Annotated in this window: 16 protein-coding genes; 3 read left to right on the forward strand and 13 right to left on the reverse strand. The window is 72.5% G+C overall.

Annotated elements, in window-relative coordinates; translation table 11 throughout:
- The first annotated feature begins 47 nt into the window (after positions 1 to 47).
- Positions 48 to 1004 carry an ATP-binding cassette domain-containing protein gene (locus tag ACIQG9_RS19010; RefSeq protein WP_400403982.1) on the forward strand — a complete coding sequence of 319 codons (957 nt, stop codon included), beginning with the start codon at positions 48 to 50 and terminating at the stop codon, positions 1002 to 1004.
- Positions 1001 to 1834, forward strand: coding sequence for an ABC transporter permease (locus ACIQG9_RS19015; RefSeq protein WP_400403985.1), 834 nt, complete (start codon positions 1001 to 1003; stop codon positions 1832 to 1834). Before ACIQG9_RS19010 ends, ACIQG9_RS19015 begins: the two co-directional genes overlap by 4 nt.
- Before the next feature lie 14 nt (positions 1835 to 1848).
- Here ACIQG9_RS19015 and ACIQG9_RS19020 read toward each other — a convergent pair whose 3' ends face one another.
- The 12 genes from ACIQG9_RS19020 to ACIQG9_RS19075 all read right to left on the reverse strand — a co-directional run bounded on the left by ACIQG9_RS19020 (position 1849) and on the right by ACIQG9_RS19075 (position 17653).
- Positions 1849 to 4992 (reverse strand): BTAD domain-containing putative transcriptional regulator, encoded by a 3144-nt coding sequence (locus ACIQG9_RS19020; protein ID WP_400403988.1) that lies wholly within the window; start codon positions 4990 to 4992, stop codon positions 1849 to 1851.
- 107 nt (positions 4993 to 5099) lie between these two features.
- On the reverse strand, positions 5100 to 6272 hold the full coding sequence (locus ACIQG9_RS19025) for an MFS transporter (protein ID WP_400403990.1): 1173 nt from the start codon (positions 6270 to 6272) through the stop codon (positions 5100 to 5102).
- A gap of 33 nt (positions 6273 to 6305) precedes the next feature.
- Positions 6306 to 7700 (reverse strand): FAD-dependent oxidoreductase, encoded by a 1395-nt coding sequence (locus ACIQG9_RS19030; protein WP_400403993.1) that lies wholly within the window; start codon positions 7698 to 7700, stop codon positions 6306 to 6308.
- Between the two features lie 26 nt (positions 7701 to 7726).
- A complete protein-coding gene (locus ACIQG9_RS19035) occupies positions 7727 to 8497 on the reverse strand; it encodes a helix-turn-helix domain-containing protein (protein WP_400403995.1) in 771 nt (256 codons plus the stop codon).
- A gap of 169 nt (positions 8498 to 8666) precedes the next feature.
- Positions 8667 to 9059 (reverse strand): nuclear transport factor 2 family protein, encoded by a 393-nt coding sequence (locus tag ACIQG9_RS19040; protein WP_400403998.1) that lies wholly within the window; start codon positions 9057 to 9059, stop codon positions 8667 to 8669.
- 14 nt (positions 9060 to 9073) lie between these two features.
- Positions 9074 to 10261, reverse strand: a complete 1188-nt coding sequence (locus tag ACIQG9_RS19045) for a cytochrome P450 (RefSeq protein ID WP_400404001.1) — start codon at positions 10259 to 10261, stop codon at positions 9074 to 9076.
- On the reverse strand, positions 10255 to 11616 hold the full coding sequence (locus ACIQG9_RS19050) for an amidase (RefSeq protein ID WP_400404004.1): 1362 nt from the start codon (positions 11614 to 11616) through the stop codon (positions 10255 to 10257). Before ACIQG9_RS19050 ends, ACIQG9_RS19045 begins: the two co-directional genes overlap by 7 nt.
- Entirely contained in the window at positions 11613 to 12521 is a 909-nt protein-coding gene (locus ACIQG9_RS19055) for a ScbA/BarX family gamma-butyrolactone biosynthesis protein (protein WP_400404007.1), read from the reverse strand. The genes ACIQG9_RS19050 and ACIQG9_RS19055 overlap by 4 nt, the downstream gene beginning before the upstream one ends.
- A complete protein-coding gene (locus ACIQG9_RS19060) occupies positions 12503 to 14458 on the reverse strand; it encodes a beta-galactosidase (protein ID WP_400404010.1) in 1956 nt (651 codons plus the stop codon). Before ACIQG9_RS19060 ends, ACIQG9_RS19055 begins: the two co-directional genes overlap by 19 nt.
- Positions 14455 to 15477, reverse strand: coding sequence for a zinc-binding dehydrogenase (locus ACIQG9_RS19065; RefSeq protein WP_400404013.1), 1023 nt, complete (start codon positions 15475 to 15477; stop codon positions 14455 to 14457). Before ACIQG9_RS19065 ends, ACIQG9_RS19060 begins: the two co-directional genes overlap by 4 nt.
- Positions 15474 to 16445 (reverse strand): inositol monophosphatase family protein, encoded by a 972-nt coding sequence (locus tag ACIQG9_RS19070; protein WP_400404016.1) that lies wholly within the window; start codon positions 16443 to 16445, stop codon positions 15474 to 15476. Before ACIQG9_RS19070 ends, ACIQG9_RS19065 begins: the two co-directional genes overlap by 4 nt.
- Entirely contained in the window at positions 16442 to 17653 is a 1212-nt protein-coding gene (locus ACIQG9_RS19075; protein WP_400404018.1) for an aspartate aminotransferase family protein, read from the reverse strand. The genes ACIQG9_RS19070 and ACIQG9_RS19075 overlap by 4 nt, the downstream gene beginning before the upstream one ends.
- Positions 17654 to 18317: 664 nt before the next feature.
- Between ACIQG9_RS19075 and ACIQG9_RS19080 the strand changes: the two genes are divergently transcribed.
- Positions 18318 to 18974: a DUF305 domain-containing protein gene (locus ACIQG9_RS19080; protein ID WP_400404020.1), complete on the forward strand. Its 657-nt coding sequence runs from the start codon at positions 18318 to 18320 to the stop codon at positions 18972 to 18974.
- A 156-nt stretch (positions 18975 to 19130) separates the two neighbouring features.
- Here the strand turns inward: ACIQG9_RS19080 and ACIQG9_RS19085 are convergent, their stop codons facing one another.
- Complete coding sequence (locus ACIQG9_RS19085) at positions 19131 to 21680, reverse strand: LVIVD repeat-containing protein (RefSeq protein ID WP_400404022.1); 2550 nt, start codon at positions 21678 to 21680, stop codon at positions 19131 to 19133.
- Positions 21681 to 21726: the final 46 nt, after the last annotated feature.

Here is a 21726-nt window from a genome sequence, read left to right on the forward strand (position 1 = left end):
AGCGTCGTGTGCGCGGGCTGCCAGCGGCCCCGGCCATGGTGACTGCCATGAGCTACGCATTCGAGGCGGAGGGCCTGGTCAAGCGGTTCGGCAAGACGACCGCACTGGCCGGGATCGACCTCGCCGCACGACGGGGGACCGTGTTGGGGGTGCTGGGGCCGAACGGCGCCGGCAAGACCACGGCGGTCCGGATCCTCGCCACGCTGCTGCGCGCCGACGAGGGGCGCGCCTCGGTCGGAGGGTACGACGTGGTCCGCGACGCCGCACAGGTGCGCCGACTGATCGGGCTGACCGGGCAGTACGCCTCGGTCGACGAGGACCTGACCGGCACGCAGAACCTGGTGCTGATCGGCCAGCTCCTCGACCTCAGCCGCCGGGACGCCAAGGCGCGCGCGGCCGAGCTGCTCGCCTGGTTCGACCTGACCGAGGCGGCCGGGCGGCCGGCCAAGACGTACTCCGGGGGGATGCGCCGACGGCTGGACCTGGCGACGAGCCTGGTCGGCCGGCCGGACGTGATCTACCTGGACGAGCCGACGACCGGCCTCGACCCGGTCAAACGCGAGGAGATGTGGGGGGTCGTCCGTTCGTTGGTCGACGACGGCTCGACCGTGCTGCTCACCACGCAGTACCTGGACGAGGCCGACGCGCTGGCCGACGAGATCTCGGTGATCGACCACGGCCGGGTGATCGCACACGGCACGCCGGCCGAGCTGAAGCGGATCGCCGGCAGCCAGACGATCGTCGTCCGGCCGACCGACCCCGGCCGGGTCGGCGACGTCGCCGACATCCTGCGCGGTGCGACCGGGAACGACCCCGAACTGCCCCGGCCGGGTCTGCTCACCGTGCCGGTGGACAGCGACGCGACGTTCACCGCGGTCGTCCGCCGGCTCGACGACGCCGGCATCGGGGTGGTCGAGCTGGCGCTGCGACTGCCGAGCCTCGACGAGGTGTTCTTCACGCTGACCGGCCACGATGCCGAAGATCTTGAGGAGGTGGCGGCATGACCACGATGACCCGCCCGGCCGAGCCGCCGCGGCAGACCCGGACCCCCCGGGTCGATGCCGGCCAGAAGCGCCCCTTCGGGCTGGTCCGGCACAGCCTCGCGCTCGCCGTCCGCAGCCTGATCAAGACCACCCGGACGCCCGAGCAGCTACTGGACGTGACCCTCCAGCCGATCATGTTCGTGGTGATCTTCGTATACCTGCTCGGCGGCGCGATCTCCGGCTCGCAGCACGCGTACCTGCAGTTCCTGCTGCCGGCGATCATGGTGCAGACCGTGCTGTTCGCCTCGATCGCGACCGGCGTCAGCCTCAACACCGACGTCGAGAAGGGCGTCTTCGACCGGTTCCGCAGCCTGCCGATCGCCCGGTCCGCGCCGCTGGTCGGCTCGGTGGTGGGCGACCTCGTCCGGTTCGTGGTCTCGATCGTGGTGCTGTTCGCGTTCGGGTACGTCATCGGCTTCCGGATCGGCACCGATCCGCTGTCGACCATCGCGGCCTGCCTGCTGACGATCGCGTTCGCGTTCGCCATAAGCTGGATCGGCGTGCTGCTGGGCGTGCTGATGCGCAGCGCGGGCGCGGTGCAGGGCACCGCGTTCCTGGTGCTGTTCCCGCTGACGTTCGGCACCAACATGATGGTCCCGACGGACACGCTGCCCGGCTGGCTGCAGTGGTGGGTCAAGATCAACCCGGTGACCGACGTGATGGAGGCCGCCCGGGGCCTGATCATCGGTGGTCCGGTCGCCAAGCCGGTGACCCAGTCGCTGATCTGGACCGTGGCGATCATCACGGTGTTCGCGCCGCTCGCGGTGCGGGCGTACCGCCGCCGCGCCTGACCGACCCGGAGGGTTCACCGAGCCGGGTCGACGCCCACGAACGCGAGGGCGTCGGCCCGGCTCAACCCGTTCCCCCGGGCGTACGCGGCCGCGTACGCCTCGTCGCCCAGCTCCGCGCGTAGCTGCTCGGCGAGCCGCTGCGCGTCGGCGTTGGACCGGTCGGGCCGGCCACGCAGCGAGTCGGACGTGCCGAGCAGCTCCGTGGCCAGCTCGAAACGACCCTCGGCGGCGGCGATCGCGACCCAGCCGACCGTGATGATCGCGACGACCGGCATGTCGCGGGCGGCGATGCCGCCGAGCGCGGCCTCGGCCATCCGCCGACGCGCGCCCGCCACGTCACCACCGGCGAGCGCGAGGTGCGCCATCGCGGCCAGCAGCAGCCCACGGAACTGCGGGGCGGCCAACGGCGTCGCCTCCAGCCGGCACATCGCCTCGGCGAGACACTCCTGCGCCTCGGCGAGCGAGCCCTCCCGCCGGGCGATGTCGCCGAGCATCATCAGCCCGAACGCGGCGTCCCGGCCGGTCTCCTGGTCGGCGATGAACCGGCGCAGGTCTCCCTTGGCCCCCGCCACGTCGCCGGACCGCGCGCGCATGGCCGCCAGCCAGATCACCTGGAACCCCGGCTCCTCCGTGGGGTTGAGCTCGCGCGAGAGCCGCGCCGACTCCTCCAGCGCGGCCGTCGCCGCCTCGTAGTCACCCTGCCGGGTGAGCCCATCGGCATACTGGCTCAGGGCCATCGACAGGCTCCACCGCTCGCCCACCACGCGCAGCTCCTTCGTGGCCTGGGTCAGGTCACGCAGCATGCCGTCGGCGTCGCCGTCGTTCTCCTTGATCTGGCCGCGCATCACGAGCAGCGTCCCCTCGGTCCACGGGTCGGCGTGGCCACGGGCCCGGTCGACCGCGGCGATGCCGGCGTTCGTGTCGTCGGTGAAGATCGACAGCGCCGGTTCGAGCAACGCCAGGTACGGATTGTCCGACCCCTGCGCCGCCCGGACCGCCGCCGCCAGCTCGGCGACCCGCTCCGCCTCCGGCACCCGGGCGCCGTTGACCATCTCGGTGATGATGCGGATGGCGAGCACGACGGTGCGCTCGGCCATCGGGGCCGGCCCGGGCAGCGCGAGGGCGCGGGCGAGCACATCGCCGCCGATGCCGCCGTCACCCCAGATCACCAGCGGCAGCGCGAGGGCCGCGCCGATGCGCAGCGCGGTGTCGGCGTCACCGGCGTCGCAGGCGAACTGCAACGCGCCGATGATGTTGTCCCGCTCCGTCTCCAGCAACCGGAGCCAGGGCAGTTGGCCGGCGGTGCGCAGGTGCGGTTCCGCGGTCTGCACCAGGCGCAGGAAGTACGCGGCGTGGGCGGCCCGGGAGTCGGCGACGCCGCCGAACTCGGCGAGCCGTTCGAGGCCGTACTCACGGATGGTCTCCAGCATCCGGAACCGGCCGTCGTCGACCACCTGGAGCAGCGACTTGTCGACCAGCGCGTCGAGCAGCGACGCGGCGTCGCCGGCGACACCGGCCGCCGACTCGGCGGTGATCGACGCCGGGAACACCGCGAGCCGTTCGGTGAGCCGGTGCTCGTCGTCGGTGAGCAGCCCCCAGCTCCAGTCGACGACGGCGCGCAGCGTCCGGTGGCGCGGCAGGGCCGTCCGGCTGCCACCGGTCAGCAGCCGGAACCGGTCGTCGAGGCCGGCGGCGACCTGCCCCGGCGAGAGCGTCCGGAGCCGGGCCGCGGCCAGCTCGATGGCCAGCGGCAGGCCGTCGAGCCGGCGGCAGATCTCCACGATGTCCCGGACGTCGCCGTCGGTCACCGCGAAGCCGGGGCGGACGGCCACCGCCCGGTCGCGCAGCAGTTGCACGCAGGGGTACGCCAGCGCGTCCGCCGGTGTCGCGTCGGCCGGCGGAGGCCGCAGCGGCGGTACGGGGTCGAGCGCCTCACCGAGGATGCCGAGCGGCTCGCGGGAGGTGGCCAGGACGCGCAGCCCCGGACAGCGACCGAGCAGCTCGTCGGCCAGCTGGGCGGCGGCGTCGACGACGTGCTCACAGTTGTCGAGCACGAGCAGGGTCTCGTCGGCGGACAGCGCGTCGACCAACCGGCCCATCGTGTCACGCGGAGTGGTGGGACGGGCGGGTTCGAGCGCCCGGTCGCGGCGGCCGAGAGTGTCCAGGACGGCCCGCGGCACGTCCGCCGGGTCGGCGATCGGCGCCAGCTCGACCAGCCACGCGCCGCCGGCGACGCGATCGGCCAGCAGGCCGGCGGCGACGCTCGCCAACCGGGTCTTGCCGGCGCCACCCGGGCCGACGAGGGTGACGAGCCGGTTCTCGGCGAGCTGCGTGGTGAGCTGGCGCAGGTCCTCGTCACGGCCGACGAAGGTGGTGAGCGCGACGCGCAGGTTGCCGCGCGGCGCGACGACCGGGGCCGGCGGCGGACCGCTCTCGCCACGCAGCACGGCGAGGTGGGCGGCGCGCAACTCGGGCGAGGGGTCGACGCCCAGCTCGTCGGCGAGCCGCTGCCGGACCCGGTCGTACGCGGTGAGCGCCTCGGCCGGCCGGCCGGCGGCGGCCAGCGCGCGCACGTGCAACGCGGCGAGCCGTTCCCGCAGCGGGTGGGCGGCGGTCAGCTCGTCGAGTTCGGCGACGAGCAACGCGGAGTGGCCGATGCGCAGCTCCGCCTCGATCCGGTCCTCCTGCGCGGTGAGCCGTAGCTCCTCCAGCCGGACCGCGGCGGCGATCGCGTACGAGGCGTCGGCGACGTCGGCGAGCGCCGGGCCGCGCCAGAGCGCCAGCGCGTCGCGCAGGGCGGCGAAGGCACGGCCGGCGTCGCCACCGCCCAGCGCCTCCCGGCCCGCGCGGGTGAGCCGTTCGAACCGGTTGGCGTCGACGTCGTCGGGGCCGAGATCGAGCCGATAGCCGGCCGGGCCGGACAGCACGCCGAGCCCGGGTACGGCCCGGCGCAGCCGGGACACGAGCGACTGCACGGCGTTCGCGGTGTCGGCGGGCGGCGTGTCGCCCCAGAGCGCCGCGGCGAGCGCGTCCACACCCACCGAGCGACCCGGGTCGACCGCGAGCCGGATCAGCAGCGCGCGCAGGCGCGCGCCGGCGACCTCGACAACCTGGTCGCCGTCACGGACCTCCAGCGGCCCGAGGATTCCCACCCGCACGGTCCAACTCTCTCACCCGTCGCCGCTGGCGCCGCGCCGGACCACGCACGCGCTGCCGAGGTCGCGGACCGCCCCCGGCCGGCGTCACCCACCTCCCCACCTCGGCCTCACCCACCTCCCCGCGTCGGCCCGCGCGCCACCGCGCCGGCCGCGAGCGCGAGCCCGACTCCGGCGAGCGCCACCGTCAGGAACGCCACCCGCAGCGATGCCAGCTCCGCCACCTGGCCCACCAGCACGGGCGCGACGAGCCAACCGGCATGGCCCATCGCGCTCACGGTGGCGATGGCCGAACCGGAATCGCGGGCCCCGCCGTGCCGGCCCGCCGCGCTCAGGATCAGTGGCACCAGCACCGACAGCCCCACGCCGAGCAGGACGAAGCCCACCACGGCCATCGGGGCCGCCACGGCGGTGACCACGAGCGCCGACCCCACGACGGACACCGTCGCCGCGACCCGGGCGGTCCGCACCGGCCCCCCGGCGCGTACGGCGGCGTCGCCGAGCAGCCGGCCGGCCACCATCGCCGCGGCGAAGCCGAGGTAGCCCACGGCGGCCGGTCCCGCGGCGACACCGGTGACGTCGTGGATGTACACCCCGCTCCAGTCCGCCCCGGCGGCCTCGGCGTACAGGGCGAGGGCGGCCAGGGCGCCCAGGCCGAGCAGCGGCGCGAGCGGCGGACGCCGTCGGGCCGCTGGCGCGGCGACCTCCGGTGGCGCGACGAGGCCGGACAGGGTGGCGACGGTGCCGGCGAGCAGCAGCACGGTCGCCGCGACGAGGATGGGGCCGGGACCGAGCCCGGCGGTCGCGCCGGCCACCGAGAGCCCGGCCGCGACGAGCGACCCCGCGCTCCAGGCGCCGTGCAGGCCGGACATGACCGGTCGGTGGAGTTCGCGTTCGACCGTGACGGCGTAGGCGTTCATCGCCACGTCGCTGACCGCCCCCGTGGCGCCGAGCAGCACCATCGCCCCGACCAGTACGGCGAACGACGGTGTCAGCGCGATGACGGCCGGTACCAGGACGTAGCTCACCAGGCCCACCCGGACGGCGGCCGCCGCACCGTGCCGCCGCACCAGTCGACCGGCAACCGTCAACGCGCCGACTCCCCCGAGGACCTGGAGCAGCAGGGCGAGTCCCAGATCACCGGTGGACAGCCGCAGGTCCTCCCTGATCGCGGGTATCTGGGCGGCCCACACGCCCTGCACCGCACCGTGGATCAGGAAGGTCACCCGGATCGGCGCGACACTGACGGCGCTCCGGCCGGCGGGCGCGAGACGAACACCCATCAGGTCACGCCGTCGTCGGCTCGGGCGTCGGGCTCACACCGCACCGCGTCCCACCATCCCCAGCTCCAGGTCCGTGAACGGTGGTTCGGCCGGTGGCGCCGCGCGCGGGCCCAGGATCGTCGCCAGCACCATCCGCGGGCTCAGCAACCGGCTCGACGGCGCCGAGAGGCTGAAGACCCTGATCAGTTCCTCGGCGATCGGCCGTCGGTCCAACGCCGTACGGAACAGGCGGTCCTGATACCGCCACAGCATCCGGTCGATCACCGACGGCGCGGCTCCCCGGGTGCCCGGCAGGCGGCTGTCGGATCCGGCGGCGTGCCCCCAGCCCTCGTCGGCCACGGCGGCGACGGCCCGCTGCACGGTGCCGGCCAGCCGGGGACCGAGGCCCTGCCGGTCGAGTTCCGCCCGCAGGACGGCGACCTCCTTGGCGGCGATGGACATGCCATGGCCGTACACCGGATTGAAGCTGGCGACCGCGTCGCCGAGCACGACGAACCCCTCGGGCCAGTGGCGCATCCCGTCGAAGCGGCGGCGGCGGTTGGCGGTGCTGTTCGTCACGCGGACCGGCCCGAGTGGTTCCGCGTCCGCGATGAGGTCACCGACGACGGGGTGCCGCATGCTCCGCGCGAAGGCGACGAACCGCTGCTCGTCGGCCGGCGGCTCGCCGCCCCGCGTGCCGGAGAGGGTGACCAGCCACCGGCCGCCCTCGATGGGCATGAGGGCGGCGGTCTGCCCGGGCCGGTGCTGCGTCGGATCCGCCTGGACGTTGACCACGGGGAATCCCCGCAGTGCCGGCTCCGGGGCGCGGAAGACCCTCGTCGCGTACCGCAGGCCGCTGTCGACCACGTCCTCCGGCACCGGTCCGGCACCGAGTTCGGCGAGCCAGTGCGGGGCCCGGGAGGCGCGGCCGGTCGCGTCGACCACCAGACCGGCGGGAAGCACCTCGTCCGTCCCGTCCCGGCTGAGCCGGACGCCGGTGACCCGGCCGGCGTCACCGGCGAGGCCGGTCACCCGGGCGCGGTCGAGGACGCGGAATTTCGGCCGGCGGCGGACCTGCTGGCGCACCACGTGGTCGAGGACCGCCCGGCTGCAGCTCACCACGAATTCTTCGGTCTCCCAGCGCCGCAGCCAACCCTGCGGCAGGAGCATGACGTAGCCCTGCGGCAGGCCGAGACGGTGCGCGCCGGCCGCCAGCCAGGCTTGCGTGGTGCCCGGCAGCAGGGTTTCGATGAGGCGCGCGCCGCTGGACATCAACACGTGGGCGTGGTGGCCCTGCGGCAGACCACGGCGCTCGGCCGGGCCGTCGGGCAGCTCGTCGCGTTCGATGATGGTGACCGTGTCCACCTGCGGATGGTCGGCGAGCACGCTCGCGGCGAGCATGCCCGCCAGTCCTCCGCCGATGACGACGGCATGGGTGGGGCCGTGCATGAGTGCTCCTCAGCCTGGGGTGTTCGTCACAGGGGATCGATCTTCTCGGCCAGCTCGGCCGTGATCCTCAACAGTTCGCGCAAGGCGTCGTCGCGGTGGGCGTCCATCCAGGACGCGGGGCTGACGACGCACACGGCCCCGGCGAGATGCCCGTACCTGCGCAGCGGCGCGGTCACCGTCTGCCAGCCGGCGACCGGCGAGGGCCCGAAGGCGTAACCGTTGGCGCGGATGGCGGTGATGGCCGGGTCGCCGGCCCGCGCGTCGGCGAGCCCGGCGAGCATCACCCGCCCCGGCGCGTCCACCGACAGCGGCGCGCAGAACAGGATGTCGGAGGTGAGTTGCCGCTCGGCGTCACCGAGCAACTCGTCGTGCCGGGGCGCGAAGTAGGCGAGGCAGTACCGCATCGGGGTGTCCAGCATCAGCGGCACGTACAGCAGCACCGTCTGGCCGGTGGTCTTCTGCAGGGCCGCGAGCAGCAGCCGGGTACGTCGGGAGAGCGCGAGCATCGAACCGGTGCCGTTCTGCACCGACGGGCCGGGCGACGGTGGTTCCGGCGCTGCCGCCTTGTCGGATCCGCCGGTACGGCTGGTCAGCAGGTACCGACCGCGTTCCGTCTTCGACACGGTGCCCACGCGGATGGCCGACTGGAGGATCCGATGTGCCGTGGACGGCTCCAGCCCCGCCTGCGCGGCGAGATCCCGCAGGCGGTGCGGCCCTGGCCCGAGGGTGGCCATGGCGTCGAGCAGCAGGAAGGCGCGATCATTGGCGGTGCGGTTGGAATTGGCGGCGATCGTCACGCTCTTTCTCCCGTTGTCGAAAGACCGATGGGGCCGCCCGGCGCGGCCGTTGCGGTGCCTACGGCCTGCCGGGCGGCATCAACTGGGGAACTGACCGGGCCCTCGGGGCGGCGGCTACGCCGTCGACGGCGGTCGCCCGAGCGGGCCCGGTCGGCGGGGAGGGGCGATCTCAGAACATCCCGTTGGGCACCCTCGCCCGGTCGGGCACCGGCTGCTCCACGTCCCAGTGCTCGACGATCTTCCCGTTCTCCAGCCGCCACAGGTCCACCACCGCGAGGCCCTCCTCGTCGCCGCCCGGCAGGGTCATCTGGTGGTGCACCGCCACGTAGTCGCCGTCGGCGAGGAGATGCTTGATGGAGCTGGTGCCGCCGGCGAACGGGGCCTCCGCCAGGTGCTCCAGGTATGCCGTGCGCCCCGAGGGCGCGTCCGGGCTGTGCTGGACGAAGTCCTCCGCGATGACCCCGGCCAGGAAGGTCAGGTCCCGCCTCGTGAAGTACGAGTCGTAGCTGTCCTTGATGATCTGCTTGTTCCGGCTGGTCAGGTCGCGTACCGAGTCAGTCATGCCGTTCCCTCCGCTCACCAGGACACCGGAAAAGTCCGGATCCCGTGGAAATCCATTGATTCCTTGAAGTGCAGTTCGTCGACGGGTACGGCCGGCCGTAGCCCGGGCAGCCGTCGGAGCAGTCTCGGCAGCGCCGACGCCAGCGTCTCCCGCGCCACCAGGTGACCGATGCAGTGGTGCGCGCCGGAGCCGAAGGCGAGGTGCTGGTGGGCGTTGCCGCGTCGCAGGTCGAGCGCGTCCGGCCCGGCGAACCGGTCGGGATCGTGATTGGCGGCCGGCAGGCTGAGCACCACTCCCTCACCGGCTCTGATGACCTGCCCGCCGACGGCGATGTCGGCCGTCGCCACCCGGGCCACCCCGAGCTGGATGATGCTGTGGAAGCGCAGCAACTCGTCGACCGCGGCCCGGTCCAGCACCCCGCCGGTGGCCAACCGGTGCCGTTCCCGCTCGTCACCGAGCAGGCTGAGCGCGCCCAGGCCCAGCATGCTCGCCGAGGTGTCGTGCCCGGCGCCGAGCAACAGCGCGAGGTTGTCCACGGCCTCCCGTTCGGTCAGGTCGCCGGTCGCCACGTGACCCACCATCAGCCTGCTGACCAGGTCGTCGCGCGGGTCCGCGGCCCGGTCGCGGGCCAGGTCCCGCAGCATGGTGGTGACCGCGACGGCGGCCCGCCGCTTCTCCGCTGCCCCCTGTCTCCCGTCGGTCAGCACCTCGGTCAGGTGCTCGAACTCGTCGTGCAGGTCGTACGGCACCCCGAGGACGTGGCAGATCACCCGGGAGGCGACCGGCAGGGCGTACGCGCCGACCAGGTCGGCGGGCCTGGGACCGCGCCCCATCCGGTCGGCGCACTCGTCGGCGATCGCGTCGATCGCGGGCCGCATGCGGCGTACCGCGGCGGCCGAGAACTCGGCCGCGAGCATGCGGCGCAGCCGCGCGTGCGCCGCGCCGTCCAACCCGATGAACGTCCGGTTCAGCGGCTCGGTCTCGACGGCCGCCCCGAACCGCGGGTAGCCGTCGCGGGTGGAGTCGGAGCTCAACCTCGGGTCACGCAGGAGCTGTCGCACGTCCTCGTACCGGGTGACCAGCCAGGCGGGCAGGCCGCTGGGCAGCACGATGGACGTGACCGGCCCTTCCGTGCGCCACCTCGCGTACTCGGCGGGCGGTTGCAGCGGCTCGGCGCGGACCGCCGGGTACGGCCTCAGCATGCCGGCACCGCCGGGACGACCGGCAGGGCCGGTGCCGAGTCGCGGATCAGCTCCACGTCCCGGCCGGTCCGCAGCAGGGCGAAGTCGCGGTACGGGGCGCCGATGAGTTGCAGGCCCACCGGGTCCCCGGCCGCCGTCCGGCCGCACGGCACGGTCAGCGCCGGACAGCCGGCCATCGTGGCCAGCGTCGTCAGCGGCCACTGGGCGGCGACGCCGGCCAGGTCCTCCCCCGCCGGCAGCGGGTCGAGGTCCCGCCGGACCGGCCACGCCGCCTGGCCGAACGTCGGAGTGATCAGCACGTCGTGTTCGGCGAACATGGCCTCGATCCGGCCGGCGAAGCCGGCGCGCACCCGTTCGGCGTCCGCCACCTGCTGCGGGGCGCAGGCCCGGCCGGCCGCCACCTCGGCGCGCAGGGCCGACCCCAGGCGCTCGCCGTACCGGTCGACCCGTGCGCCGTGCAGGACGGCGGCGCGGTACGCGAGCAACGTCAGGCACGCCTCGTGCACCCCGGAGACCGACGGCGCGTACGGCACCACCCGGTAGCCGAGCCCCTCCATCGCCGCCACCGTGCGGGTGCAGATCGCGGCGATCTCCGGGGTGACCGGGACCCGCCCGCCGAGGTCGGCGGTGAAGGCGATCCGCCGCAACGGCCCCGGCTCGACACCCGGCGTCGGCTCACGCGGCACCATCGCCCGCAGGAACAGCGCCGCGTCGGCGACGTCCCGGGCGATCGGCCCGTGCACGGTGAAGCCGGGGACCGGCTCGCCGGTCCCGCCGGCGGTGACCAGCCCGGGTGTCGGGCGCAACCCCACCACACCGCAGAGCGCCGCCGGAATCCTGATCGAGCCGGCGGTGTCCCCGCCGTGGGCACACCAGGAGGTGCCGGTGGCCACCGAGACGGCCGCGCCGCCGCTGGACGCGCCACAGGACACCGTGGGATCCCACGGGTTGCGGGTCCGACCGAACAGGGTGTTGACGGTGTCGGCGCCGGAGAGGAACTCCGGCACGTTGGTCTTGCCGATCACCACCGCGCCGCGTCTCTCCAGACGCCGTACCAGGGGATCCGACCGCTCGGCCACCGCGTCACGACGCAGTGGCGAGCCGTGGGTGGTGGGCAGTCCCGCGACGTCGACGACGTCCTTGACCGTGATCGGCAGCCCGGCGAGGGGTCCGGCCGGTCGCCGCCGGTGGCCGCCGCGCGTCCGCTCCACCACCACCGTGGGTACGGCGTTGACGAGCGGTTCGACCCGCCGCAGCCGGTCCGACACCGCGTTGAGCACACTCGACCGGTCGACCTCGGCGCGTCGGATCGCGGTGACGAGTTCACGGGCGGACAGCTCGATCAGGTCGCTCATGCCGCGTCCCCGGCCGGCGGCCAGCTCGCCCGGGCGGCCAGCCGGTCGAACTGGCGCACCTCGGTACGGAAGCCGTCCGGCCCGAGCCGGACCGAGACGTGCGCCGGAGCATCAAGCTCGACGAACCGGAAGAACTGGACGGACAGCGCCAGCGGCGTGTAGTGCGGGTCACCGGACGCGACCACCACCGCCTGACGCATCGCCTCGGTGAGCAGCATGCCGGGCGCGTGGTCGGTCGGGTTGTCGAAGAAGTTGGGGTGCTCCGGGTCGACCCGCAGGTGGTAGTGGCCGGTGCCGGTGCCCGGTGAGATCACCACGTCGCGTTCCAGCAGCCGGCCGGCCTGCTCGGGCTCCACGCCCGGCCCCATCCCGGCCCGCGAGAGGACGACCTCCTGGGGGTCGCGGCCACGGACCCGCAGATACCGGTCGCCGGGCGGCACGATCGCCTGCCCGTGACCACGCGCGATCAGGTCGTCGCCACGGTACAGCTCCAGGCTGATGCCGGTCTGCAGGATGCTCTGCCGATCGCCGCCCTGCCGTTCGGTGGTCAGCACCGCGGTCACCTCGGTGGGGTCCGCGGTGACCGCCAGCGCGGGCCGGGTGGTGGTGAACTCGACCGACCGCATGATCTGCATGGTGGCGAGCGGGACGTCGTCCACCACGTGCGCGATCAGCAGGGCCGCCTGACGGAAGGTCTCCAGCACCAGCAGCGGATCGTGGGTGCCGTGGTCGAGCAGGGTGTAGTAACCGCCGAGCCGGGACCAGACCGCGCCGGCGGTCAGCCGGTTGCCGCTGGTGTGCCAGTCGGTGATCAGGACGGTGGTGGTGTCCCCGCGGTCGACCAGGGCCCGCGGCACGAGCCGGTCGAACCTGATCTCCGGGGCCGCTAGCTGGGCCAGGTCCATTGCGTCTCCTCCGAGAGGACGGACAAGGCGATGGCCGCGCTTGTCGGGGGGAAGGGTGGGAGGTCGACCTCGCTCGTCTCGGTGACGACCTCGAAGGTGTCGCCGACAGCGCACAGGTAGGCGGCGCCGGCGCGGGGCAGCTCGACCGACACCGACTGGCCGCGTACGGTGCGGCGGACGGTCACGGCGCGGTCGGTGACGTTGAAGGCGAAGATCCCCACCGGCGTGCCGGCGCTGTCCTCGTGCACGAACACCACGCCCGGATCGCTGCCGGGGTGGGCGTAGCGCGGGGCCGGTAGCAGCCGGGGAAGGGTCTCGTGGGCGACCGTCATCGGCACCAGCACGTCGCCGATCTCCGGCCACCCGGGCCGGGCCCGTTCGGCCAGCACGATCACCGTGCCGCCATCGGCGCGGTGCCGGCGCAGCAGGGCGAGCAGCTCGTCGTCGGGTCCCTGCGCGCCGAGCGGGACCAGCCACAGGTCGGTCGGCTGGCTGAGACCCGCGGTCTGCTCGGTGATGACGTCGACGCGGTACTGGTGGTCGGTCATCAGGGTGAAGGCCACGTCGACCGCCCCGCGCAGGATCGTGCCGGCCGGTCCGTCGGTCTCGTTCCAGGCGGCGGCTTCGGCGAGCACCTTGGGCACCAGCAGGGCGACGTCCGCGCCGAACCTGCCACCGTGTGGCGTGTCCGGCCGGCGGAGCAGGTCCCGCAGGGTGTGCAGGGCCCAGAGGTTGGGCCCGGTGCGGCCGTCCTCGTGCAGCGGCGCACCCGGGCAGTAGGGCGGCCCGTAGTCCACCGGGTCCAGGCCCTCCGACCGCAGCCCGGCGGGGTCGAGGTCGATCTCCGGACCCCAGTAGGCGGTGCCGCAGGCGGTGTAGACACTGCAGGTCCGTGAGCCGAGGCCGAGCGCCAGCAGGGCGTGGAACAGGGCGGTGGTGGGCCGGGCGAAGGACTCGTCCGTCCAGGTGAAGCCCCAGTTGTCCTCGACGTTGCTGGAGCGCCGGGCGCGCACACCGAACCAGTGCGAGGCGAATGCCGACCTCGACCGGGTCGCGTTGCCCACCCAGCTCGTGTAGCCCTCGTGCAGCCCCAGCCGGTCGACCTGTGCGGTCCGCAGCAGCCAGGAAGCGGTGCTGCCCGGCGTGTCGAGGTTCGGCAACGGCAGGTTGACCATCGCGACCGCCCGCACCGCCGGGGAGAGCTCGGCGGCCAACTCCTCGTACTGCTCCCGCAGCACGGTGCCGGCGTGCCGGGCCCAGGCCAGGCGCCACGTGCTCGGCCAGCGCCGGGGCGCGATCCGGGCGGCGTCGGCGAGCGCCGGATCGCCGTCGCCCAGCCGGTCGGCGAACGCGCGCACGGCGGGTGGTGAGAAGTCGTGGGCGCTGGCGGGGTGGTTCGCGTCGCTGTAGATCCCCTCGTTGCCCAGTTGCACGGCCACGATCGGGCCGTGCGGGGCGAGGTTCGGCGTGAGCACCTGCTGGTCGACCGCGCGCAGCCAGTGCCGGACCTGTTCCCGGTAGCCGCTGCCGAAGGTGCTGGGCAGCGCCAGCCCCTGCGAGGTGACCGGCTCGCCGGCCGCGTCAAGCACCGGCGGATGGACCGGGTCGATGCTGGGACTGACCCGGTCGGGCAGGCCGCCCAGTTGCACCTCCCCGTGCACGAACGGGCCGGGCTTGAGGACGGCGCGGAGCCCGTGCTCGCCGATCAGTCGCAGCAGGCGTCGCAGGTCCCGCTGGGGACCGGTGGTGCCGGTGAAGTCGTAGCCGTTCGGCGTCTCGTGGAACCGCCACGGCACGTAGCAGGTGACGACGTCGATGCCGGCGTCGGCGAGCGCGGCCAGGTTGCCGTCCCAGTGCTCCGGCAGGGCCCGGTAGTACGGGTACTCGCCGTAGATGACCGGACGGTCGATGCCGTACGGGAAGGAGGTGTCGGTCATGCCTCGGCTCCCGGCGTCAGCACGACCTTCATCCCGGCGTACTCGGCGTCCGGTCCGATGCCGAGCGCGGTCAGCGCCGCGTCGACCTGGTCGAGACGGAAGTGATGGGAGACGATGCCCTCCAGCGGCAGGTGTCGCGCCGTCTGGACGGCCCGGGCGAACAGCAGGCTGTTGTAGTCGCCGGCACCGATGACCCGCAGGCCCCGTTGCAGCAGCTCCAGCGGGCGGATGGTGGCGGTGGCCTGTTCGTCGAAGCCCATCACGACGATCCGGCCCAGGTCGGCGGCGATCGTCAGGGACTCGGTCAGCAGGGAGCCGACGGTGTCGATGACGAGGTCTGCGGAGCGGGCCGGGGCATCCCGGGGTTCGCAGACGGACACCGCGCCGCAGGACAGGTTCCGGAAGAACGCCTCGGCGGTACGCCGGCGGAACGGGTCCCGCTCGATCAGCCGTACGGTGGCCCGGTAGTGATCGGCCAGCAGGGCCGCCACCATGCCGATCGGCCCGGCGCCGAGCACCGCGACCCGCTCGCCGGGACGGGTTCCCGCCGCCTCCAGGTTGTTCATCACGCAGGCCAGCGGCTCCACGAGTACGGCCCGGTCGTACGGCATGTCGTCCGGGATGGCGTACAGGAAGCGTTCCTCCAGCCGCAGGTACTCGGCGAACGCGCCGTCGCGGTCGATGCCGATCTCGGTGCCGGCCTTGTTGACGCAGAAGTTCAGCAGGCCCCGCCGGCAGCGGTCGCACAGACCGCAGTAGAGGGTCGGGTTGACGATGACCCGGTCACCGGGCTTCACCGTCGTGACGCCGGTGCCGATTTCGCGCACCTCGCCCACCGCCTCGTGCCCCATGACGACGCCGGGCTCGGCGGAGAACTTTCCCAGCAGGACCCCCCGGTCGGTGCCGCAGAAGCCGGTCTGTTCCACCTTGAGCACCACGTCGTCGGGTGCGACGCACGAGGGTTCGGGCCGTTCGACCAGGTCGAGGGTGCGGTCGGGGCCGAGTACCAGAGCCTTCATCGATGACCTCCTGTGGTCGCCTGGTTCCGCAGGTCCCAGCGGATGGTGTCGAGCAGCGCGCGGTGCAGGTCGGGCGTCGACGCCGCGACGCAGGAGCGTTGGCTGGCCGGATCGATCGCCAGCAGGGGCATCGGGTCGAGCGGGGCGCCGTACGCGTCGGTGACCACCACGCCGGCCCGGTCGGCGAGGTAGACGCTCGCCGCGATGTCGTACGGGAAGAGGTGCAGGATGCCGCCCCGGCCGGCGCGGCGGAACTCCGCCTCGGTCTGCGGGTGGTCCCGCAGGATCCGGTTGCCGACGTCGACGTACGCGTCGAGTTGTCCGGTGACGATCCGGGTCAGCGAGAAGGACGCGCTGTTGAAGACGAAGACGCCGCCGGTGTTGGCGGAGGCGTCCACCAGGTGTTCGTACGCGTCGGTCATCAGCCGCATCGGGTGCCCGTTGAACTCGATGGACCAGAACATCCGGGTCAGGTCGCGGGTGGTGCTCAGCCGGGGCAGCGGCCAGTCGTAGCCGTGGTGGTGCAGCGGCTCCGGCAGGGTGTCGTCGGCGTACATCCAGCCGCCGCTGCGCAGTTCCAGCACGTGGGCGGCGGTCACGTCGCCGAGCGTGGGCGTCCGCCCGGTGAGCGGGGCGACCGCGATCGAGACGGTGGCCATCTCCAAGGCCGCCGACATGGGCCGGGTGCCGTCGATCGGGTCGACCACGAGCAGCACCTCGGGGTCCGCACCGGTGTGGCGCAGTCCGTGGTGTTCGGTGTAGACGGCCAGCGGCTGGTCGGTGTGCGCGGTGAGGTGGTCCCACACCGCGCGCTCGGCCACCTCGTCGACGTCGAACTGGGCGTCCCCGCCCGGTGAGTCGCCGTGGACCCGCCGCTGTCGGCCCTCCCGGGTGTGTCGCGTCACGGCCGCCCGCACGGCCTGCGCACAGCCCATCACCAGGTCTCGGGTCGCCGGCCCGCTCGTCACCGGGTCACCGCCGCGAGCAGTGCGTCCAGCCGGTCGACGATCTCGTCGGCCTGCGCCAGGGTCAGGATCAGCGGCGGCCGGATCTTCACCACGTTGCCGTGGCCGTAGCGGGAGGTCCGCAGGATGAGGCCGTGGTCCATCGCCCGCCGGGCGATCTCGTTCGTGAGCCCGACGGCCGGGCGGCCGTCCGGTTCCACGATCTCCACCCCGATCATCAGCCCGAGGCCGCGGACGTCCCCGATGCACCCGTACCGGGACTGCAGGTCGGTCAGCCGGTCCAGGATGCGCCGCCCGGTCACCCGCACGTTGGCCAGGAAGTCCGGTTGGTCGATGATCTCGAGGGTGACGTTGGCCGCGGCTGCGGCGAGCACGTTGGCGCCGTACGTGAAGGAGTGGTGGTGTGACGGCAGCCCGGCGAGCCGATCGTTGGTGAGGATCGCCGCGACCTGCGCACCGCTGCCGCCGAGGCCCTTGCCGACCGTGATGGCGTCCGGCTGGACCCCGTAGTGCTGGGCCGCGAACATGTGCCCGGTACGGCCGACACCGGTCTGGATCTCGTCGAGAATGAGTGCGATTCCGTGCCGGTCACAGAATTCCCTCAGCTTCGTCAGGTATCCGTCCGGGGCGACGATGTTGCCACCGTTTCCGGAGATCGGCTCCAGGATCACCGCCGCGACCTGGCCGCCGCTCGCATACTCCATGAAGTCGTCCAGCCGGTCGACGCACATCAGCCCGCAGGTGCTTCGATTCTGACCGTAGAAGCACCGGTAGCAGTACGGGTCGGGCACCTGGATGGAGCCCGGATACAACAGCGGGAACGGCGCCTTCCGGAAGGCGTTGCCTGACATCGACGTCATCATCATGGTCTGCCCGAGATGACTGCGGAACAGTGTTATCACCTCCCGTCGGCCGGTCGCCACCTGCGCCATCTTGATCGCGCCCTCGTTGGCCTCGGACCCGCCTCCGACCTTGAGGTGGACTTTAACCAGGTTGTCCGGGGAACAGGCCACGAGCCTGCGGACGAGCTGCTCCACCGGCTCGCTGCGAAACGACGACGTGAGGTGGATCAGGGATTCCGCCTGCTTCTGCACCGCGCCGACCACGGCGGGGTGCGAATATCCCAGGCTGAGATTGAACGTGGCCGACGCGCAGTCGAGGTACCGCCCACCCGCGTCGTCGTATAGATATACACCCTCACCTCGCACCATTCTTTGATCGCTGATCTCGTAATAGAAGTGTTCCGCGACAGAGGCTTGCATCAAGGCCCTTATTGACGTCGTTCGGTTGACTCCTCCGATGATTGTGCGCATCCACAGAGGAGTCAACATTTCCTACGGTCCGCAAAAGCACGTCCCGCAGGGACGAAAACCTGTACCTGATTCCAGGCTACGGAAGATTGTCAAGATCGATCGTGACCAGCCAATTTCCGGTCGGCCCGGATGACACCGGCCCGGCGGCCCGGCCGACAACGGGCACCGCCGGGATCGACGCGGTCGTCCCACCCCCCGATCGGGGCCCCGGCCTGCCGCTCCACGGCTGCGCCGGCCGGCTCCCGACAGTGGACCGGAACGCCCCGGACGTGAAGACGACCACCGGCTCGTCCGGGCACGTCGTCCGTCCGTGTACCTGCCGGCCCGGATGCGCCGTCGCGGCGTACCCGCAGGTGCCCGTCAACCCGACGAGGCGCGACCGTGACCGGCTCTTCGTGGACCGGCGCCGGTCGTTCGGGTGACTCGGCCATCCGCCGGTCCGCGTGATCTTGACGCAGCCGGCCCAGGACCTGGTGAGGGCGCCGGACGTGAGGCACTATGACTTTCACTCTGCGCAGCTCAAGCCCGGATTGGTACGTGAATCATGCCGCTGTCTCGTCGCGTGGTCATTTCCGCCGTGGTCGCCACGGTCGCCGTCGGCTCGGGGGTGGGGGTGGCCGTCTGGGCGAACCGCGACGATCCGACCTACCGTCCGCCGAGCTCGCACGTGGTGCAGCCGGGGGCACCCGGCCAACCGGGCAGGTCACTGGCCGGCACCGACCTGTCGCAGGTCTCGCCGCCGGGGTTCACCGCGGCCGACAGCCTGTTCATCCAGGGGATGATCCCGCACCATGCGCAGGCCCTGGAGATGACCGCGCTCCTGCCCGGGCGGACCACCAACCCGGACGTGACGCTGCTCGCCAAGCGGATCGACGTGTCGCAGGTTGACGAGGTCGCGCGGATGCAGCGGTGGCTCACCGAGCGGGGCATGCCGAGCACCGGGCCGAACGCCGGCCACACCGGCCACGACAAGCTCATGCCGGGCATGCTCACCGCCGAGCAGCTCGACCAGCTCAGGCAGGCGCGCGGCGCGGCGTTCGACCGGCTGTTCCTCACCTCCATGATCCGCCACCACCAGGGCGCGCTGGCCATGGTGGAGGAGCTGTACGCCTCGGGCGGCGGGCTCGAACCGGCGAGCGACCAGTTCGCCCGGGAGGTCAACGCCGACCAGAGCATCGAGATCCAGCGGATGCAGGAGATGCTGGCCAAGATGGGCTGACGGCCGTGGAACCGGCCACGCCGGGTGCCGGTCCCGGCGTGGCCGGATCCGGGCCGGGCGACCCGCCCGCGGGAGAACGGAAAAGTGCCGGGGCCCGCTCAGCAGTGCTGAGCGGGCCCCTTCATCGATCACCCACCGGTCCACGGACCGGACGGGTCAGCCGCCGATCTGGCCGATCAGCGCCTGGGCGTCCCGGACCAGCAGGGTACGCGCGCCAGCGGCGTTGAGCGTGCCAGCCTGGTTGAGGAAGGCGGTGAGGTGCTCGACCGCCTCCGCCGACTGGCCGCTGGTGGCCGCCGCGCTGGCCTTGCCGAGGCTGGTGGTCAGCTTGTCGGCGTTGCTCGCGGAGACGGTGCCGGCGGACCGGTAGCCGTCGACGAGCGCCCGCAGGTCGGCGAAGGACGTCGTGGTGGTGAAGGCGATGGACTTGGTGGTCGTGTTGCCGGCCTTGTCCTTCGCGGTCACCACGAACGTGTGGCCGCCCAGCGGGAGGCTGGACAGTGCGATCGTCGTTCCCCGGGTGACCCGCTTGCCGTCCAGCAGCCCGCTGTCCGGGTTGATGCCGGGGCCGGAGGCGGCATCGGCGATCGCCCAGTCCACGGTCACCGTGCCGGAGTCACCGTACGACGCCCCGTCGGTCAGCCCGGACACGTCCACGCCAGGCGCGGTCTTGTCGACCTTCAGCCAGAGGCTGCTCTCCTTAGAGGTGTTGCCGGCGCCGTCGATCGCCCGGTACCGCACCGAGCCCTTGACCTCGGAGCTGATCGTCGCGACGCCGTTGCCGGGCACGTCGATCCAGGTGGCCCCCTCGTCGAGGGAGTACTGACCGGTCCACAGACCGGCGATCAGGCCGGTGAAGGTCAGCGTGACGTCGCTGGTGTACCAGCCGTTGCTGCCGGTCGGCTCGGCCGGGCCCACCGTGGCGGAGACCTTCGGGTTGAAGGTGCCCGCCAGGTCCAGGACCGCCGCCTGGAGCTTCTGGTGCGGTGCCGCGTCCAGCCTGTTGGCGATCGCCCGCAACTGCGCCTCAGCGGCGAACCGCTTGCCGCCGGCCGCGAACTCCTCGGCCCGCAGGAGGAACTTGTCGACCTCGGCGGCCAACGGCTGGTCGATGGCGTTGGCCCGGACGAGCTGGTCGTAGTACGCACGGGCAACCGCGAAGGTCGGCGTCCAGGTGATCTTCGGCTGGCCCTGCGCGTTGAACCCGCCCAGCTTCACCTGGCCGGCGGCGGCGATCTCGGCCGCCGACAGGTGCGCGCTCGGGGTCAGCGCGAACACGTCGAACCCGCGGGCGATCTCGTTGCCGTAGAGGTTGCCGTTGTACCAGTACGCCGACCAGAAGCCACCGAGCACGAGCGACGTCGGGTTGACCGGGCCGCGGTCGAAGTACGCGATCTCGCGCGGGTTCTTGGAGTCGGTGAAGTCGAACACCGAGATGCCGCCCTGGTACCAGGCCTGCATCATGATGTCACGACCGGGCACCGGGATCAGCGAACCGTTGTGCGCGACGCAGTTCTCCTGCAACGCCTGGGGCACCGGCAGCTTGTAGTAGCTGGCGAACTTCATCTTCCGGTCGACGATGTCGAAGATCGCGTTGGCACCCCACTCCGGCAGGTCGGTGTCGCGGCAACGGGCACCGCTGCCACCGCCCCACTCGTCGGTGAAGATCACCTTGGTGCCGTCGTTGTTGAACGTCGCCGAGTGCCAGTACGCGAAGTTGGGGTCGGACACCTCGTGGATCCGCTGCGGGTTCGCCGGGTCCGAGATGTCGATCAGGATGCCGTTGCCCTGGCAGGCGCCGGCGGCCAGCCCGATCTCCGGGTACGCGGTGATGTCGTGGCAGGCGTTGGTGTTCGGCGTGGGCGACCAGGTCGCCCCGGACGGGTGCCGGGGCGTCAGCGGCCCGTTCTGCAGACCGTCGATCCGGCCCGTGTTCGGGTCCCTGAACAGCCGCGGCTGGTTCACCACGGCGGCGTCCTGGGGCGCCGCCAGCGGCACCTTGATGACGTCGATCCGCCACCGCGACGGGTTCTCGCCGTCCGCGGCGTTGTTGTTGCACCCCTCCATCGTGGTCACCGGGCGCACCGAGGTCGTGCCCGAGACGTAGACGTAGACGTTGTTGGCGTCGTTGGGGTCGGTCACCACCGTGTGCGTGTGCGAGCCTCGGCAGAGCTGCACGCCCGCGACCTGCACCGGGTTGCGCACGTCGCTGATGTCGAAGACCCGGACGCCCTGGAACCGGGTGCCGACGTTGGGGTTCGTGCCACAGTCGACCCGCCCGCGCGTCTCCTCCACCGACATGAAGAGCAGGTTGCCGTAGACGGAGAGGTCGCCCTGCCCGCCGGGGCACACCACGCTGGTGACCAGCGTCGGGTCGCCGGGGGTGGAGACGTCGAGGATGTTGAAACCGCTGTAGTTGCCCGAGAACGCGTACTTGCCGCCGAACGCGAGGTCCGAGTTGTAGTACGCGCCGTTACCCGGGTTCGCCGGGTCGACGAAGCCCGCCGGCTTGTCCCGGTGTGCCACCTGCTCCAGGTTGCTGATCGCGGACTGTGCGTCGAGCCAACCGGCGCCGAGACCGACGCGCGGGTCGGGCTCCGCCGCCGAGGCCGTACCGGGGATCGTGCCGACCAGGAGCAGCCCTGCGGCTATGAGGCCGAGCGCTTGCCGGCCCCTGCGTACCTTGGTAGTTGGTTGGTGTGTCATGTATCGCCTTCCGATCGAAGGACCTGCGCGACGTCCAGATGCGGGG

The organism is Micromonospora sp. NPDC092111 (assembly GCF_044755745.1).
Classification (GTDB): Bacteria; Actinomycetota; Actinomycetes; order Mycobacteriales; family Micromonosporaceae; genus Micromonospora.

What these genes read in the sequence shown, in the direction of transcription:
- ACIQG9_RS19025 (WP_400403990.1), bottom strand. Translation starts at nt 6,272, where the DNA reads ATGGGTGTTCGTCTCGCGCCCGCCGGCCGGAGCGCCGTCAGTGTCGCG.
- ACIQG9_RS19060 (WP_400404010.1), bottom strand. Translation starts at nt 14,458, where the DNA reads ATGACCGACACCTCCTTCCCGTACGGCATCGACCGTCCGGTCATCTAC.
- ACIQG9_RS19075 (WP_400404018.1), bottom strand. Translation starts at nt 17,653, where the DNA reads ATGGTGCGAGGTGAGGGTGTATATCTATACGACGACGCGGGTGGGCGG.
- ACIQG9_RS19015 (WP_400403985.1), top strand. Translation starts at nt 1,001, where the DNA reads ATGACCACGATGACCCGCCCGGCCGAGCCGCCGCGGCAGACCCGGACC.
- ACIQG9_RS19010 (WP_400403982.1), top strand. Translation starts at nt 48, where the DNA reads ATGAGCTACGCATTCGAGGCGGAGGGCCTGGTCAAGCGGTTCGGCAAG.
- ACIQG9_RS19045 (WP_400404001.1), bottom strand. Translation starts at nt 10,261, where the DNA reads ATGCTGAGGCCGTACCCGGCGGTCCGCGCCGAGCCGCTGCAACCGCCC.
- ACIQG9_RS19085 (WP_400404022.1), bottom strand. Translation starts at nt 21,680, where the DNA reads ATGACACACCAACCAACTACCAAGGTACGCAGGGGCCGGCAAGCGCTC.
- ACIQG9_RS19040 (WP_400403998.1), bottom strand. Translation starts at nt 9,059, where the DNA reads ATGACTGACTCGGTACGCGACCTGACCAGCCGGAACAAGCAGATCATC.
- ACIQG9_RS19055 (WP_400404007.1), bottom strand. Translation starts at nt 12,521, where the DNA reads ATGGACCTGGCCCAGCTAGCGGCCCCGGAGATCAGGTTCGACCGGCTC.
- ACIQG9_RS19050 (WP_400404004.1), bottom strand. Translation starts at nt 11,616, where the DNA reads ATGAGCGACCTGATCGAGCTGTCCGCCCGTGAACTCGTCACCGCGATC.
- ACIQG9_RS19065 (WP_400404013.1), bottom strand. Translation starts at nt 15,477, where the DNA reads ATGAAGGCTCTGGTACTCGGCCCCGACCGCACCCTCGACCTGGTCGAA.
- ACIQG9_RS19030 (WP_400403993.1), bottom strand. Translation starts at nt 7,700, where the DNA reads ATGCACGGCCCCACCCATGCCGTCGTCATCGGCGGAGGACTGGCGGGC.